The following is a 14,849-nucleotide window of genomic DNA, read 5'->3' as shown; positions in this document are numbered from 1 at the left end:
CTCACACCCATGCACACCGACACCGCGCTTGAGCAAGCCGTCGCCGAGTTCACCGAGCTCGACGCCATCGAGCGAATCGCTGAAACGCGAAGCCATCTGCTTTCCCACATCTCTACGGCAGTCAAGGCCCTGCAAGACGCGAGTGGCGCCTTGGCGCAGCTGCGCAGCAACAGCGTCTACGACGTCGAGTTTGTGGAGGGTCGCGATGGCCGCGATGTTGCCACCTTCCTCGACGAGAGCATTCGCCACACCCGTGCGGCCTACGCGGTGGTGCACACCGTTATCGATCAGGAGACACCGTGATGGCGAGCGCACACCAACTCCACAGTCCCGGAGCCGCTTTGGACCACGTGCGGGACGCCCTGCAAGCAGCGGGGCACGCCATCCGCCCGCGTGGTTCGGAGGCCTTCATGGCCAGCTGCCCCCTGCACACCGACCACTGCCCCTCGCTGTCGGTTGGGTGGCGAGAAAACACCCGCGCCGGCACTGGCGGTGCGGTCCTGCTGCACTGCTTTAGCTGCCAAGCCCCCGCGGCCGCCATCGCGGCCGCACTGGGTCTGCGCCTGGCCGATCTGTTCGACAACCCCAGCCCCGCAACCGGGCAACGCTGGCCTCGCGTCACGCAGCCCAGGGCCAGGCGAACTCCTGGGCCAGGGCCGTTACCCGCACGCATCACCGCGGGGCGCGAAGACACCAACCACCACTGGCGCCGGGCCCGGGTCTACACCTACCTGACCCCCACGGGAACCCCGGTGCAGCAGGTCGTCCGCGAAGAATGCGCATGCACTGGTCGACCCCACAAACAGTTCCGGCAGCGCTACCGCGACGGAGGCCAGTGGGTGTACCGCAAGCCGTACGGATTCACCCCGGTGTTATACCGGCCCGCCGCAATTGCGGCCGCAGCCACACGCGGCGCATGGATATGGGTCACCGAAGGTGAAAAAGACGCCGACACCCTGACTGCACTCGGCCGGCTGGCCACCACCAACGCCCAAGGAGCCGCCAACTTCCCCGCCGAACTCGTCGACGACTTCGCCGGACTCAAGGTCGCCATCGTCGCCGACCGAGACCTCGCCGGTTATCAGCGGGCGATCAACCTCTATGCACGCCTACGCAGCATCACTGCCCAAGTCGTGGTGCTCTTACCCGCCCTCGACGTCGACAAAGCCGACGTCACCGATCACGTCAACGCCGGCCTGTGGAACCGCGCCGAGCTTTTCGGAGGCCTTTCCGTCATCACGCCCGCCGAACTGCACACCTTGGCCGCGGCCGCCAAAGCCCGGGTGGCCGCCGAGCGTTTCGACGTCGCCCTGCAGGAAGCCCGCGCGCACCAGGACCGTCGCGGCCTGGTACCCGGCAGCGCACGCAACGCCGCACGATGGCTCGCCGAAGCCGCCGAACAACTGCGCACAGTGCAACACACCCACCAAGACCTGCACCACGACATCGGCGAGCAGCCCTCACCCAGGCAGCGCGCCGAGGCGGCCGCCATTGATGCCCTCCTCGAGCAGCTCACCACTGACTACCGGAACAACACACGCAGGCCAGCGATACACGCTGGCCATGATCGGTTGAAGGAGTCTGCATGACAACGCGTTTCGAGATCGCCATCACCAACCGCGCGGCCGCAGCCATCGCCGCAGCGCCGGGCCGGCCCGGGCCCGCCGCCAACACCGCCCGCGCCTGGATCGACAGCATGACCGCCCGCGCCCAACTACGCTCCGAGCGTCGCCTGCGCCACACTCGCGCCGCCTAACCCCCGGAAAGGTGACCCCACTCATGCACGCCATCACCCGCCGATTCGCCGCCGCCGCAGGGGTGCTCACCGCAGCAACTCTGGCTCTAGCCGGTCCACCCTCGGCACACGCCGCGCTAGCCGTGGTCAGCCCCGGCGAAGAGGTCGACTACATCAACCCCACCGGAGGCAACCAGTTCTGCACCATCGGCTACGTCTACACCGGCGCGGACCTGCACACCTACGCCATCACCGCCGCCCACTGCCGCTCTGACCCCGCGTCAGGCTATGCGCGCGACAAGCGAAGCGGACTCACCGGCAAGTTCGTGCGCACCATTTTCGAGTCGCCGCGCAGCGGCGGCGCCGACTACGCGCTGATCGACTTCAACACCAACTCCATGGCATCGGCCTTCATCGACGCCAACCACACGCTCTTTACCGACGACCATCCCGAACCCCAAGTCGGCGAAACTGTCTGCCGCATCGGAGTTTCCAGCGGACAGCACTGCGGACAAATCGCGGCCGCCCAAGGCCGAGACCAATACCTGACCACAGGGATGCCGCCCAGCATCCCCGGTGACTCCGGAGGCCCGGTGTGGACGCCAACCTCACAGGGTTACGCGCAAATCATCGGGATTTGGCTAGGTGAAAAAACCACCGCCGCCGGCCAACAGTACGGCCGCTTCGCCTCACTATCCAGTGGCCTTCGCGCACTTAGCGCGCCCGAACGACCCGGTCAAAACGCCAGCAATCCCGAGTAATCAGCTCGCGGATACGACACGTCGAAGCTCAACTCCGGTACCGGCCACTGCCCGGTCACCAACCAGGTCATCGCCGGCACCGCAACACCCTGCGGCCCCTTCATGAGGTCACGCGCGAAGGCCTCTTCAAACATCACACCAGCGTACAGCCGCTGGGACTGGCCACCTGCCGGTGGCCACCAAATCCGTAGCCCCTCACCCTTTTAAGCCGTCAGCGGGGCGCTCATGGTAAGCGGGTGGGGACCCCGACCGGTCCACCCACGCCCACACCGGGCCTCGCCGTGCCGAGTGACTGTTTTGGGTCCTAATGCCAGCTCGCCGAAGGGCGCTTCGCGCCGGCGAGCGCGGACCCAAAACCCGGCGAACACCCGCCGCGGGACTCGTCGGGGTGGACCGCCCACCCTCACCCGCTTACCCGCACCCCAGCGCTGACCAGCGCACCACATCACCATCCGAAACGGAGAACACACCAATGACGAAATCCGCCACACCCATTTACGTCACGCCGGCCGGCGTCATTACTCACAGCATCGTGTCCATCAAAGGCCAGCTCGAACCCGACATCACCGTGCACCACGCCCGCACCCCGTCCGCCCGTATCGGCATCACGGTCGGCGGCATGCACATGAGCCTGCAGAACTGCCAGACAGCCCAGGGCCTGCTCGAGGCCTTCGTCGCTGCGCGCACTCAGATGATCCATGTCCCCGCGGAAATCCCCACCGCTGGAGCCGTGGCCGAGGAGCCCGCCGGCCGCGCAGTGCTCGGCGTCGAGTGGACGAGGGCACCGGCTTACGCTGTCGTGGCACAGTCGGCGCTCAACAAGCTCAAGACCGCGAAACTGCACTGGGTCGAGCTCTACACCGGCCCGATCACCTGGCAATTGCGTGACCGCGCCGCGATCCTGTCGATGATCGACGCGTTTCGACAGGTCCACCGAGTGGCGATCGCGGTCTTCGCAGACGGTGAGCGCTACAAAGCCGATCCCACCGACGCCGACTATCGAGCGGCCTGAACACATTCCGGGCCCGGCCGCCTCTCCCATCGGGGGGTGGCCGGGCCCCCCTTTTCTTCCGGTCCGCTGAGGTGCCGGCGCGCCCCGCGCGACCGGACTGGCCACCTGCCGGTGGCCACCAAATCCGTAGCCCCTCACCTTATTTGCCGTCAGCAGGGGTCGCAGTCTAATCGGCCGGGGGCCCCGACCGGTCAACCCACGCCCACACCGAACTACGCAGGCCCAGTGACCTTTTCGGCCCTATGCCAGCTCGCCCCATGGCGCTTCGCGCCAGGCGAGCGCGGGCCGAAAACCCTGCTGCGTTCGGCGCGGGACTCTTCGGGGTTGACCGCCCACCCTCACCCGATTAGCCCACTCCCCCAGCGCTGACCAGCGCACCACATCACCGCACAGAACGGACAAACATCATGTGCTACAACCGCATCGCGATCCTGGCTGATCTGCGTAACCAACTCGTCAACGGGACCTGCAACCCCAGCCGAGGCCTCGCCGAGCTCGCCGCCCCACTCCTGGTCGACGACAGCTATAAGACCCTGCTCTACAAGATCGCCGAGCGCCGGCCGCTACGGGCCGCACTGCTGTGGGGCCGTATCGGCGATCACCTCAGCGGACAGGCCCGAATCGAAGCCCTCACCCTGGCCGCTGCGTTCGCCCTCAAAGGTGGCAATCCCGGCATCGCGGCCACGATCATCACCCGCGTCGACGTCGCGGTCCGCCGCGAGCACACCGAGACGCCGGCAATGATCGAGATTCTCAAACTCGACCACCGCATCCAAGCGCACCTGACCCACGTCGTCGCCTGAAACCACCTACCTCACACAAGGCATCCACCATGAGTAATCACATCGAATGGGGCCACGCCGCGGACAGCCTCTACACCCTGCACCCGCGCGAGCGGGCAATCGAGAAATTCCACCCCGAGGACGAAGATGCAGTCAGCGGGCCCTTCGTCCTGGGACTGTGGAACGGAAACGGCGACGGTCTCGCCCTGCAAGGAAGTCGCCGCGAAATCCTCGACTACCTCGGCCACGTCATCGCGCACGTGCGCCGCGAAACCCATCCCCGCCTTGAGCTCGACCAGGCCCTCAAACGACTGCACACGCTGCGAGAAGAACGCAGCGCGGTCCTCGATCACGCTAACTACAGCACCTGCGACGTCGCTCGACTCGACGAAGCGGAAGTCGACCTGCTCAACGACGTCGCCGAGGCCGCCGCTGAAGTCAACGCCGAGCTGCACCCGTACTAACCCAAGGACCTCTCCGGGCCCGGCCGCCTCTCCCACCACGAGGGGTTGGCCGGGCCCCCCCTTTTTCTTCCAGCTCACACGGTGCCGGCGCGCCCCGCGCGACCGGACTGGCCACCTGCCGGTGGCCACCAAATCCGTAGCCCCTCACCCTTTTTAAGCCGTCAGCGGGGCGCTCATGGTAAGCGGGTGGGGACCCCGACCGGTCCACCCACGCCCACACCGGGCCTCGCCGTGCCGAGTGACTGTTTTGGGTCCTAATGCCAGCTCGCCGAAGGGCGCTTCGCGCCGGCGAGCGCGGACCCAAAACCCGGCGAACACCCGCCGCGGGACTCGTCGGGGTGGACCGCCCACCCTCACCCGCTTACCCGCACCCCAGCGCTGACCAGCGCACCACATCACCATCCGAAACGGAGAACACACCAATGACCACTATCAGCACCCCAGACCCATGGGCCATCACCGGCCCAGACGAAGCCCAAGCACTGTCCTCCCCCGAGACGTCAGCACACGACCCACACAGGCACGAGCGGCACCGTGAAGACGACCGAATGGCCGACGTCGACGAGCTTGCTGTCCTGCAAGTCGCCAACGACGGGTTACGCCTGCCGCTGCGCGGCAAAGACCGTGACGAAGCCGTGCGACGCATGTATGGCCGAATCGACCCAGAGCTCATCGCCTGGCGCCTTCACACAACCTCGCGGACCGTGGCACGCGTCGCCTCGCGACTCGGGTTGACCCAAGGCAACGCCAGCCGAAACGTGCACCGACAACTCGTCACAGCGTGACAACGCCCTCACCACGAACTCGGGGCCCGGCCTGTTTCCGCATCACTCAGAAGCCGGCCGGGCTCTTTTCATCCCAACAACCCCACCCCTCAACCCGAAAAGACCAGGAGCACAACACCAATGACTATCGAAATCACCCACACCGCCGATGAAGGAACCCTCGTACACGGCACCGCCCGCGGAGACGGCACCAACACCATCCTCAAAGCCGCCGGATTCCGTTGGTTTCGCACACTCGGTGTATGGGGTATCGCCGGCAGCCGCGATCGTCAACCCAACCGATACAAAATCGAGCGTGCCGCCGAATCGCTGCGCGCCGCCGGCCACACGGTAACTGTCGACGTCGACGACACTCATCGCCCCACAGCCGAGGCCGAAGCCGACCGCGCTCACCGCCAGGCGCAGCGCGCCGACGCCCTGGCCGCCAAAGCCGACCGCAAAGCCGCCGCCGCCTCGGCCGCCTGGGAATCCGAGCAGCGCGCCGTAGAGGCCCTGCCTCCCGGTGGAGAGCCGATCAAGATCGGCCATCACAGCGAGAGCCGCCACCGTAACGCGATCACCCGCGCCCACGACGCAACCCGCCGCGCGATTGACGCGACCGATCTCGCCCACCAGGCACAGGGCCGCGCACAGGCCGCCGCGACCACCACCGCTCACCGCTACAACCCGGTGACGGTGAAGAACCGCATCGAGAAGTTGGAAGCCGAGCAACGTGGCGATCAACGCATTCTCGATGGTTACCGTCGCGTCGTCGCGCGCACGGCCACCTACGAATACGTCGACGAGTTCGCCCCCGCCTCCGGGTCCTACCGTGAACAGGTGATCGCGCGCATGGCCCAACGTGGCGATCAAATCGCCTACTGGAAAGCGGTTTACGCGGATCTGCAAGCATCCGGCGCCGCCAACCCGCACAGCCGCGACAGCATCACCAAAGGTGACCTCATCAAGTATCGCGGCCACTGGTACCCCGTGGTTCGGGTCAACTCCAAAACCGTGTCGGTCCGCCGGCACGAGCTGGCCTCGTGGACCGACAGGATCGGCTACCACGAGATCTCCGGCCATCGCCCCGCCGGCGATACCACCATGACTGACGGATAACGGCATTCAGATCATTCCCGGGGCCCGGCCACTTCTCCCATCGTGAGGGGTTGGCCGGGCCCCCCTTTTTCTTCCGGTCCGCTGAGGTGCCGGCGCGCCCCGCGCGACCGGACTGGCCACCTGGCGGTGGCCACCAAATCCGTAGCCCCTCACCTTGTTTGCCGTCAGCTGGGGTCGCAGTCTAATCGGCCGGGGGCCCCGACCGGTCAACCCACGCCCACACCGAACTACGCAGGCCGAGTGACCTTTTCGGCCCTATGCCAGCTCGCCCCATGGCGCTTCGCGCCAGGCGAGCGCGGGCCGAAAACCCTGCTGCGTTCGGCGCGGGACTCTTCGGGGTTGACCGCCCACCCTCACCCGATTAGCCCACTCCCCCAGCGCTGACCGGCGCACCACTCACCGCACAGAACGGACAAACATCATGGATCACGAATTCGAGCTCGCCTTCAACCTCGTCGACGAGGCCGCAGGACGCATCCAGGACCAGCAGTACGGCATCACCCGAATTCTCTTTCACAACCACGGCGACATCGGGCTCACCACCGTGCATGACTACACCCGCGAAAGTGGGCACCGCCTGGTCCTGTTCGCCACCGATGCCCACGGTCAGATGGCCGCCGTCGAGGCGACCGCACCTGACCTCAACACCGAGCCGCACACCCGAATCCTCAAGGTCCGCGCCAGTGAACTCACCTTTCACGCCGTCCCCGGCCACGACTGGTCCTACCGCGCCGCCCACGCCGGCCACACCTGCACTCTGACCGCCGGAATCGGCGACCAGCCGATGTGGACCGTCACCGTCGACAACCAACCCTCCGTCGTCCACGAGGACCTCGACACCGCCCTCGACCACATTGCCGCCGCCGCCCTGCTGGCGGCCTAACCCCACTTTCGCGGCCGGGCCAGCGTCACACGTGAACGTCGGCCCGGCCGCGTACCATCCCGACCAGAAAGGACTGATCGACATGACCGACATCGACTACTGCCAAGGCTGGTACTTCATTGACCCCGCCGACGGCAAGCGCCGCAAGATGCGGTTCCGACAAACTGTCGACGGAATCGGACAACTTGTCGCCGTCGTGGCCAAGGCCTACGACCGCGAGAACGGGGACGAAATCGCGATCACCCGCCCTGAGGTCCAAATAAGCGAAGTGGAAGCCGCGATAAACGGATTTGAAAATTGGGCCAGTCACTATGTGAGTCCAATAAAACGGAGCGTCGACCTGGCGCTGATCCGCGACCGCATCCGCGCGGCAGGCCTGACCTAACCCAAGGACCTCTCCGGGCCCGGCCGCCTCTCCCACCACGAGGGGGTGGCCGGGCCCCCCTTTTCTTCCGGTCCGCTGAGGTGCCGGCGCGCCCCGCGCGACCGGACTGGCCACCTGCCGGTGGCCACCAAATCCGTAGCCCCTCACCCTTTTAAGCCGTCAGCGGGGCGCTCATGGTAAGCGGGTGGGGACCCCGACCGGTCCACCCACGCCCACACCGGGCCTCGCCGTGCCGAGTGACTGTTTTGGGTCCTAATGCCAGCTCGCCGAAGGGCGCTTCGCGCCGGCGAGCGCGGACCCAAAACCCGGCGAACACCCGCCGCGGGACTCGTCGGGGTGGACCGCCCACCCTCACCCGCTTACCCGCACCCCAGCGCTGACCAGCGCACCACATCACCATCCGAAACGGAGAACACACCAATGAGCGCATACGTCGTCGAAGCCGAACACATCAACGTCCTGCTGTGGGCCGGCCACCAAGGATTCCACCGGCCGCTGGGCAACCTGACCTGGGTCTTCGACAACCCGATCCGCGTCAACCAGCTCACCGACGACAACCTCGACCAGGTTGGCCAGATGCTCGTCGACGCCAACACCGCCTCGGTCAACTATTGCTACTTCAACAACCCCATCCACGAGCCCTACGAGTACCGCTACACCCGGCCCCTGCACACCAGCTGGTCGGTCATCGAAGTACTCAAGGCGTTGCAGTGCTTCGAATATCAGGCCTGCGAACCCAAGGACTGGCAGCACACCGAGGCCTACGCATTCTGCCGCGAGCTGCAGAACATGTTGGTCCAGGCGCTCTCTGGCTACGACCGCGCCCCGTGGGGCATTACCCGCATCAGCCTGCCCGCCGCCCATCGGCGGAGCGCCTAAACCCGCAGTCGCCCACCCTGAAAGGAGATACGCGATGATCATCGAGGGCACCATCACGCGCGGTGTCGAAAACCGCACCGTTGAGATCCCGTTCTACATCGACACCCTCACCGGCACGTACAGCCAGTGGGGGCACGACACCATGACTCTCGGTGAGAACGTCGATCTACTTGAGGCGTTGCGCGACGCCGCCTGCGACATCGACTGACACGTATCACCATTCCCGGGGCCCGGCCACTTCTCCCATCGTGAGGGGTTGGCCGGGCCCCCCTTTTTCTTCCGGTCCGCTGAGGTGCCGGCGCGCCCCGCGCGCCCGGACTGGCCACCTGCCGGTGGCCACCAAATCCGTAGCCCCTCACCTTGTTTGCCGTCAGCTGGGGTCGCAGTCTAATCGGCCGGGGGCCCGACCGGTCAACCCACGCCCACACCGAACTACGCAGGCCGAGTGACCTTTTCGGCCCTATGCCAGCTCGCCCGATGGCGCTATCGCGCCAGGCGAGCGCGGGCCGAAAACCCTGCTGCGTTCGGCGCGGGACTCTTCGGGGTTGACCGCCCACCCTCACCCGATTAGCCCACTCCCCCAGCGCTGACCGGCGCACCACTCACCGCACAGAACGGAGAACAACACTATGCCCACCACCGCCTTGCGCACCGAAGCCGACATCGTTGCCGCCGCAGCAGCATTCCTGGGCTTCGCACCCACCAACAGCGTCGTCGCCTACATGCTGCACCGTGACACCCACACCAGCGACCTGGTGGTCCGCAGCGCAATTCGCTTCGATGTCACGATCAGCGCCGAACAAGCCACCAACTTCCCGGCCACATGCAACCTGCGGCCCGAAACTAACCACGCCGCCGTGCTCCTGGCCGTGTGCGACGAAAGCTACGAATGGCATGCCGTCACCGTCCTCGACGCCCTGAGCGACGCGCTGCGCGCCGCCGGGATTCCAGTGCTGCGCCGCCTGATGACTCGTGATGTCACCACCGAAGGCCAGTGGTACGACCCCGACACCGGCGCAACCGGGCCCACCTACCCCTACACCGACTCTCTGGTCACCGCGCACCGGGTGCTCGGCGGTGAACGAGTCAGCCCGGCGCGCAGCGACATCCAAGCCGAATTCGCGCCCCTGCCGCCAGCCCCGCCGATCGCCCTCGGCGACCACGGCGAGCTTGTCATCGGTGCCGCAGCAGAGATCGCCGCCGCACTCGAGGGACACCAGATCAGTCGCACGCTACCGACCCGCGCCGGCATCGCCATCACCGCCGACGTCGCCGTGCGTGACGCCATGATCGCCGCCGCCCAACACACCGAGGCCGGCGCGCAACTGTGGACTCACATCGGCCGGCGCCTGCGCGGCCAGCCCCGCGCCGAAGCGCTCACGATCGCCGCCGCCTGCTACTGCCTGCTCGAGGACAGCGTGCGCGCGGCCATCGCGGCGCGCACCGCACTCGACGAAGCCGAAGCCACCAAGACCCCGCCGCCGCGGCTGGCGCTGATGCTGCTGACCGCACTGCGCTCAGGCATGCCCCCCGAACAGATCCGCAGCGCCATCGTCGACGCCACCAACCCCGAATAACCCCAACATGTCCCGGGCCCGGCCACTTCTCCGATCGTGAGGGGTGGGCCGGGCCCCCCTTTTTCTTCCGGCCCGCTGAGGTCCCGGCGCGCCCCGCGCGACCGGACTGGCCACCTCAGCGGTGGCCACCAAATCCGTAGCCCCTCACCTTGTTTGCCGTCAGCAAGGGTCGCAGTCTAACCGGGCGGGGGCCCGACCGCGCAACCCACGCCCGACCCGGTGATCGCCGTGCCGAGTGACTGTTTTCGGCCCTACGGCAGCTCGCCCGATGGCGCTTCGCGCCGGGCGAGCCCGGGCCGAAAACCCGGCGAGTAACCGGGTCGGTCTCTTCGGGGTTGCACGCCCACCCTCACCCGGTTAGCCCACTCCCCCAGCGCTGACCGGCGCGCCCAGCACCGCACAGAACGGAGAAATCGCATGTCCTACGACCTCATCACCACCGTGTACCTCAACGAAGGCGCCCATCAGTTCCACGGCTTCGGAGAGCTCGCACCCGCGCAGCTTGCCGCTGCCGCGGGATTCACGCTGACCGTGGCGTGCCCACCCAGCACCGAGCAGATCAAGGCTTGTCTGGAACTCGTCTTTGAGCAGCTCAACATCGATGAGCCCGACCAGCCATGGGCCCTCAAGTACCGGCTCGCCGGTCACCGCAGCCTCAGCGTCGGCGACGTCGTGGTCATCGGCGAGACCGCCTGGGCGTGCGCCTCCAGCGGCTGGGAGCTGCTCACCGCCGAGCGGCTCCACGGCGCCCTCTATCACTAGCCACCGGTGGTGGTTGGGCAGGCCCGACTTTGCACCCTGTCCAACCACCACCGCCTCTCACCTACCAACCTCAGTCACACGAAGGAGAATTCACCCATGGGCGAGTACTACATCGCGACATTTCTCGACCAGGCCGGCCGCATCACCCGCGCAGTTCACCCCGCGGACTACGGGATCAGTGAACGCCTGGGCGTCCAGACCCGCGAAGGCACACCCTTCCTCGCCGCCGTCGAAACACTGCTCGCCCTCGACGGGGGATCGCGGCTGGTGTGGGCCGGTGACTACGCCCCCGCCGAGCCAGGACAGGACACCAATCTGTACTGGGCTATCCAACCCCACCAGTTCGTCCGGTTCGAAGGCCTCATCGACCACGCTGCCGGCATCACAGCCAACACCCCCCGGCCGTCCTCGCGCCCCGCTGCCCACATCTACGTGTGCAACGCCGACCGCCGCGAGTACTTTGACAAAAGCGCCCTGCCCCTCGACGACTACGAGCAGCCCCGAAACATGCTGCCCGTCTTGACCGCCTACGGATACGGCAGGCCCGGCCGCTGGACACGAGACCGCATCTACCTCACCGACACCCACCCTGGCCACACCTGGACGAAAGTCCCCAGCCTGTTATGGACTTGACCGGCGCCCGGGCCCGGCCGCCTCTCCGATCGTGAGGGGTTGGCCGGGCCCCCCTTTTTCTTCCGGTTCCCCGCGGTGGCCGGCGCGCCCCGCGCGACCGGACTGGCCACCTCGCGGTGGCCACCAAACCCGTAGCCCCTCACCTCATTTGCCTGTCAGCGGGGTGCTCATGGTAATCGGGCGGGGGCCCGCCCCCTCAACCCACGCCCGGGCCGGGCATCGCCGTGCCGAGTGACTGTTTTCGGCCCTACGGAAGCTCGCCCGAAGGCGCTGCGCGCCGGCGAGCCCGGGCCGAAAACCCGGCGAGCTCCCGGCCCGGGACTCTTCGGGGTTGAGCGTCCACCCTCACCCGCTTACCCGCACCCCAGCGCTGACCGGCGCGAACAAAACACAGTTTCCCGGAAAGGAACATCTCTCATGGCACACGAACTCGACACCACCAACGGGCACGTCTCCTTCGCTAACTCCCGCAGCGACCACTGGCACCGCCTCGGTCAAACCGTTGGCCACACCATGACCGCCCGCGAGGCACTGGAAGCCGCGCACATGGCCGGCTGGAACGTCCGCAAAATGCCGCTGCAGGTTCCCCAGGAACCCGTCATCGACGACACCGGCGTCACCACGCCGGCGCCTCTGGTGGTGCCCGACTTCTATGCGACCGTGCGCACCAACCCGATCAACGGTCGCCTCGACGTCCTCGGGGTCGTTGGCAGCAAGTACGAGCCCCTCCAAAACGAGGCCTCCTGCGACCTGCTCGACGCCCTCGTGGACCAAAGCGGAGGCGCCCACTTCGAGACCGCCGGCGCGCTGCGCGGCGGGCGGGAAACCTTCGTCACCATGAAGCTGCCCAGCAGCATGGTCTTCGACGGTAAGGACGGCAGCAAAGACCGCACTGACTTCTACCTCGCGGCCTTAAATTCTCACGATGGCAGTGCAGCCTTCCGTTTCCTCCTGTCGCCCATCCGCATTGTCTGCGCGAACACCCAAAGCGCGGCGATCCGGTCGGCCAAGTCCAGCTTCTCCATCCGCCACACCGGCGGCGCGCGAGCCTCCATCGCCGAGGCCCGCAACGCCCTCAAGCTCAGTTGGCGTTACATCGAGGCATTCGAAGCCGAGGCAGCTGCGCTCTATGCCGCCCCGATGGACACCGAGGAGATGCGCAGCTTCGCCAACACGCTGCTCGAGGTCGACTCGGCGGGCACTACCGCCACGCGCCGCCACCGTCGTGAACGCGCCAACAGCATCGTGAAACTGTGGACGTCCTCTGAGACCATCGCGCCCATCGCCGGCACCCGCTGGGCCGCCTACAACGCGGTCACCGAATACCTGGACCACGTCGTTCCAGTCCGCGGCGCCAAAACCGCCACCGACGCCAGCGCCGCGCGCGCGTTGCGCAACATCACCACCGCGGCCAGCGGACAATCGCTGAAAGCTCAAGCGTTCCGGATGCTTCAGACCCTCTAGCTGCCCCCGGTGGTCTACCCGGGCCCGGCCAGCCCTCTCCCACCACGAGGGGTTGGCCGGGCCCCCTTTTTTCTTCCCGCATCACGGTTGCTTGCCGCACGTCGCCACCTGTTCGCCACCGCCGCCACGATTCCCGCCGCCGGACGTGCTCAGCCCGACCCGGGGGGCCTCGAGTCTTGTCCGCGATCCTCGCCGGCACTCGCCGGCTCGCCGCGCCGCGCCGCCTCGCTGCCGCGCTTCGACTACGCGCCCATCCCCGCGCCCCCCCGGCGCTCTTTCTAGGCCTCGGGCCGCGATCTGGGTTTCGACGGCCACGCCACCGGCTGCCACGGCCAAATCCGTTGGTGCCCGGCCGCTCACCATAGTGTCGGGTCGGTAGAGCCCAGCAGCGCTGCCTCGACGGCTTCGGCATCCCATCCGTGGCGCACCGCATCGCGCAGCGCCACCGCGCGCGCTCGCCGCGCCATGACTCCGTGATCGCCCCGGCGCACCAGCACCCGGCCCCCGCCGCGGCGCGCCCGCGCCATCATCTGCATGTTGTCGCGCTGCGAGCCGCCGATGACATGCAGCAAGCCGAGTTCGTCGGGCAGACTCGCTCGCACGCACACCGGATTGTCACAGCCGTGCAGGGCGCGCACCCACGGCTCTAACGCCTTCCCCTCCAGCGAGGCGGCCAGCGCATACCGGTTGGCCCGCACCATCATCCGCGCACCACCGCGGTACACCCAAAACCGTCCGTACCCGTCCCCGCCGATCGCCGAACACCAGATCGCGCAATCGTCGGCGCCCGGGCCCCGAACGACGTTGTTTTCGAACCGACCTAACTCCTCGGCGTGCACGCGCCGATCCACCACCAGCCGTAGCGGTTCCGAAACCCCCATACTCCCGATGCTTTCGGTTCCCTTGCGGCCCTGCGCCGCCCGTCGCCGTCATCATCCCCGCCGGCACTGACAACCTTGCGAGGCCCGGCTACGCGTGCGCCGGTATCGGCTCCGCTGTCAACGCATCCGCTGGTGGGCTCTGTGCGTCATCGCCTTTGCCGCCCACGCGTTCTGGTGTGACCGCCGGCGCCGGTGTAACCGCGCCCGCTACCGGTTCCGCGGCCTGCTCGCTGGATTCGGTTTCACGAATCAAGTCGCGCACCGCTTTTTCGCTGAGCCCGGCCATGCGGCCGATCTCACGTAGCGTTTCCCCGCGGTCACGCATCGCGCGCAGCGCCGCGCCTGCCTTGACCCGTTGGTTGGCGCGCCGCTGTGCGGCCTGCTGCGCCAGCGCCTGCTGGCGCTCGGCCAGCCACGCATCGACCGCTTCGGCGCGGTCGCGCGCATCGAAGAACGTCGCTAAGTCCTCGACGTTGGCCTTCGTGCGTCGGATCACTTCGTCTTGCGCCGCTGTTGCCGCTTCCCGCGCCGCGCGCCGGGCTTGCTTGCTCACCGCCTTGTTTCCCATGTCTCACACCGTAAAGCCCGCAAAACCCTTACGCCGCACCCGAACCCAAAAATCTCACCACCGCCACCACCTGCTATGCCCGGACCCGACCCCTCGCCACACCATCCCACCGCCACTTAGGGTACCCTAACTTCACCCGCCTCCAGCACATCACACCTCTTGCACTCAGGTCACGGTTTG

20 protein-coding genes are annotated in these 14,849 nt (G+C 67.2%); 17 read left to right on the top strand and 3 right to left on the bottom strand.

Annotated features, from left to right (window positions below; all coding sequences use genetic code 11):
• Positions 1-9 precede the first annotated feature (9 nt).
• The 4 genes from AWC17_RS15675 to AWC17_RS15665 are packed head-to-tail and all read left to right on the top strand — an operon-like array spanning position 10 to position 2,496.
• Positions 10-303, top strand: a complete 294-nt coding sequence (locus AWC17_RS15675) for a hypothetical protein (RefSeq protein WP_007172414.1) — start codon at positions 10-12, stop codon at positions 301-303.
• Positions 303-1,589: a toprim domain-containing protein gene (locus tag AWC17_RS15670; RefSeq protein ID WP_007172415.1), complete on the top strand. Its 1,287-nt coding sequence runs from the start codon at positions 303-305 to the stop codon at positions 1,587-1,589. Before AWC17_RS15675 ends, AWC17_RS15670 begins: the two co-directional genes overlap by 1 nt.
• Entirely contained in the window at positions 1,586-1,756 is a 171-nt protein-coding gene (locus AWC17_RS32090; protein ID WP_007172416.1) for a hypothetical protein, read from the top strand. The genes AWC17_RS15670 and AWC17_RS32090 overlap by 4 nt, the downstream gene beginning before the upstream one ends.
• Before the next feature lie 23 nt (positions 1,757-1,779).
• Positions 1,780-2,496: a chymotrypsin family serine protease gene (locus AWC17_RS15665; RefSeq protein WP_007172417.1), complete on the top strand. Its 717-nt coding sequence runs from the start codon at positions 1,780-1,782 to the stop codon at positions 2,494-2,496.
• Here the strand turns inward: AWC17_RS15665 and AWC17_RS32750 are convergent.
• Positions 2,472-2,630: a hypothetical protein gene (locus tag AWC17_RS32750; RefSeq protein WP_023363534.1), complete on the bottom strand. Its 159-nt coding sequence runs from the start codon at positions 2,628-2,630 to the stop codon at positions 2,472-2,474. The two genes, AWC17_RS15665 and AWC17_RS32750, sit on opposite strands and share 25 nt — an antisense overlap.
• 338 nt (positions 2,631-2,968) lie before the next feature.
• On the opposite strand from AWC17_RS32750, the gene AWC17_RS15660 reads away from it, so the two are divergent.
• From AWC17_RS15660 to AWC17_RS15605, 13 genes are all read left to right on the top strand, one after another.
• The gene (locus tag AWC17_RS15660; protein WP_007172419.1) at positions 2,969-3,508 is read left to right on the top strand and encodes a hypothetical protein; all 540 of its coding nucleotides are present in this window, start codon (positions 2,969-2,971) and stop codon (positions 3,506-3,508) included.
• Between the two features lie 407 nt (positions 3,509-3,915).
• A complete protein-coding gene (locus AWC17_RS15655; RefSeq protein ID WP_007172420.1) occupies positions 3,916-4,311 on the top strand; it encodes a hypothetical protein in 396 nt (131 codons plus the stop codon).
• A 29-nt stretch (positions 4,312-4,340) separates the two neighbouring features.
• Positions 4,341-4,754: a hypothetical protein gene (locus tag AWC17_RS15650; protein WP_023363536.1), complete on the top strand. Its 414-nt coding sequence runs from the start codon at positions 4,341-4,343 to the stop codon at positions 4,752-4,754.
• 422 nt (positions 4,755-5,176) lie between these two features.
• Positions 5,177-5,539 (top strand): hypothetical protein, encoded by a 363-nt coding sequence (locus AWC17_RS15645; RefSeq protein ID WP_023363538.1) that lies wholly within the window; start codon positions 5,177-5,179, stop codon positions 5,537-5,539.
• Between the two features lie 120 nt (positions 5,540-5,659).
• Positions 5,660-6,637 (top strand): DUF3560 domain-containing protein, encoded by a 978-nt coding sequence (locus AWC17_RS15640; protein ID WP_085164850.1) that lies wholly within the window; start codon positions 5,660-5,662, stop codon positions 6,635-6,637.
• A 421-nt stretch (positions 6,638-7,058) separates the two neighbouring features.
• Entirely contained in the window at positions 7,059-7,520 is a 462-nt protein-coding gene (locus AWC17_RS15635) for a hypothetical protein (protein WP_023363541.1), read from the top strand.
• Between the two features lie 82 nt (positions 7,521-7,602).
• Positions 7,603-7,905, top strand: coding sequence for a hypothetical protein (locus AWC17_RS15630; protein WP_040624393.1), 303 nt, complete (start codon positions 7,603-7,605; stop codon positions 7,903-7,905).
• Between the two features lie 420 nt (positions 7,906-8,325).
• Positions 8,326-8,784 (top strand): hypothetical protein, encoded by a 459-nt coding sequence (locus AWC17_RS15625; protein ID WP_023363543.1) that lies wholly within the window; start codon positions 8,326-8,328, stop codon positions 8,782-8,784.
• Positions 8,785-8,818: 34 nt separating this feature from the next.
• Entirely contained in the window at positions 8,819-8,992 is a 174-nt protein-coding gene (locus AWC17_RS32745; RefSeq protein WP_007172699.1) for a hypothetical protein, read from the top strand.
• 421 nt (positions 8,993-9,413) lie between these two features.
• A complete protein-coding gene (locus tag AWC17_RS15620) occupies positions 9,414-10,361 on the top strand; it encodes a DUF4192 domain-containing protein (RefSeq protein ID WP_007172301.1) in 948 nt (315 codons plus the stop codon).
• Between the two features lie 417 nt (positions 10,362-10,778).
• Positions 10,779-11,123: a hypothetical protein gene (locus AWC17_RS15615; RefSeq protein WP_007172302.1), complete on the top strand. Its 345-nt coding sequence runs from the start codon at positions 10,779-10,781 to the stop codon at positions 11,121-11,123.
• A 96-nt stretch (positions 11,124-11,219) separates the two neighbouring features.
• A complete protein-coding gene (locus AWC17_RS15610; RefSeq protein WP_085164848.1) occupies positions 11,220-11,756 on the top strand; it encodes a hypothetical protein in 537 nt (178 codons plus the stop codon).
• Between the two features lie 417 nt (positions 11,757-12,173).
• Positions 12,174-13,220 (top strand): DUF932 domain-containing protein, encoded by a 1,047-nt coding sequence (locus AWC17_RS15605; protein ID WP_007172304.1) that lies wholly within the window; start codon positions 12,174-12,176, stop codon positions 13,218-13,220.
• A gap of 356 nt (positions 13,221-13,576) precedes the next feature.
• On the opposite strand, the gene AWC17_RS15600 is transcribed toward AWC17_RS15605, so the two are convergent.
• The gene (locus AWC17_RS15600) at positions 13,577-14,101 is read right to left on the bottom strand and encodes a hypothetical protein (RefSeq protein ID WP_007172305.1); all 525 of its coding nucleotides are present in this window, start codon (positions 14,099-14,101) and stop codon (positions 13,577-13,579) included.
• Positions 14,102-14,189: 88 nt separating this feature from the next.
• Entirely contained in the window at positions 14,190-14,669 is a 480-nt protein-coding gene (locus AWC17_RS15595) for a hypothetical protein (RefSeq protein ID WP_007172306.1), read from the bottom strand.
• Positions 14,670-14,849: the final 180 nt, after the last annotated feature.

Source organism: Mycobacterium nebraskense (assembly GCF_002102255.1).
GTDB classification, from domain to species: Bacteria; Actinomycetota; Actinomycetes; order Mycobacteriales; family Mycobacteriaceae; genus Mycobacterium; species Mycobacterium nebraskense.
Note: the sequence above shows the minus strand (reverse complement) of the source record. Positions and strands in the feature narration are given on the sequence as shown.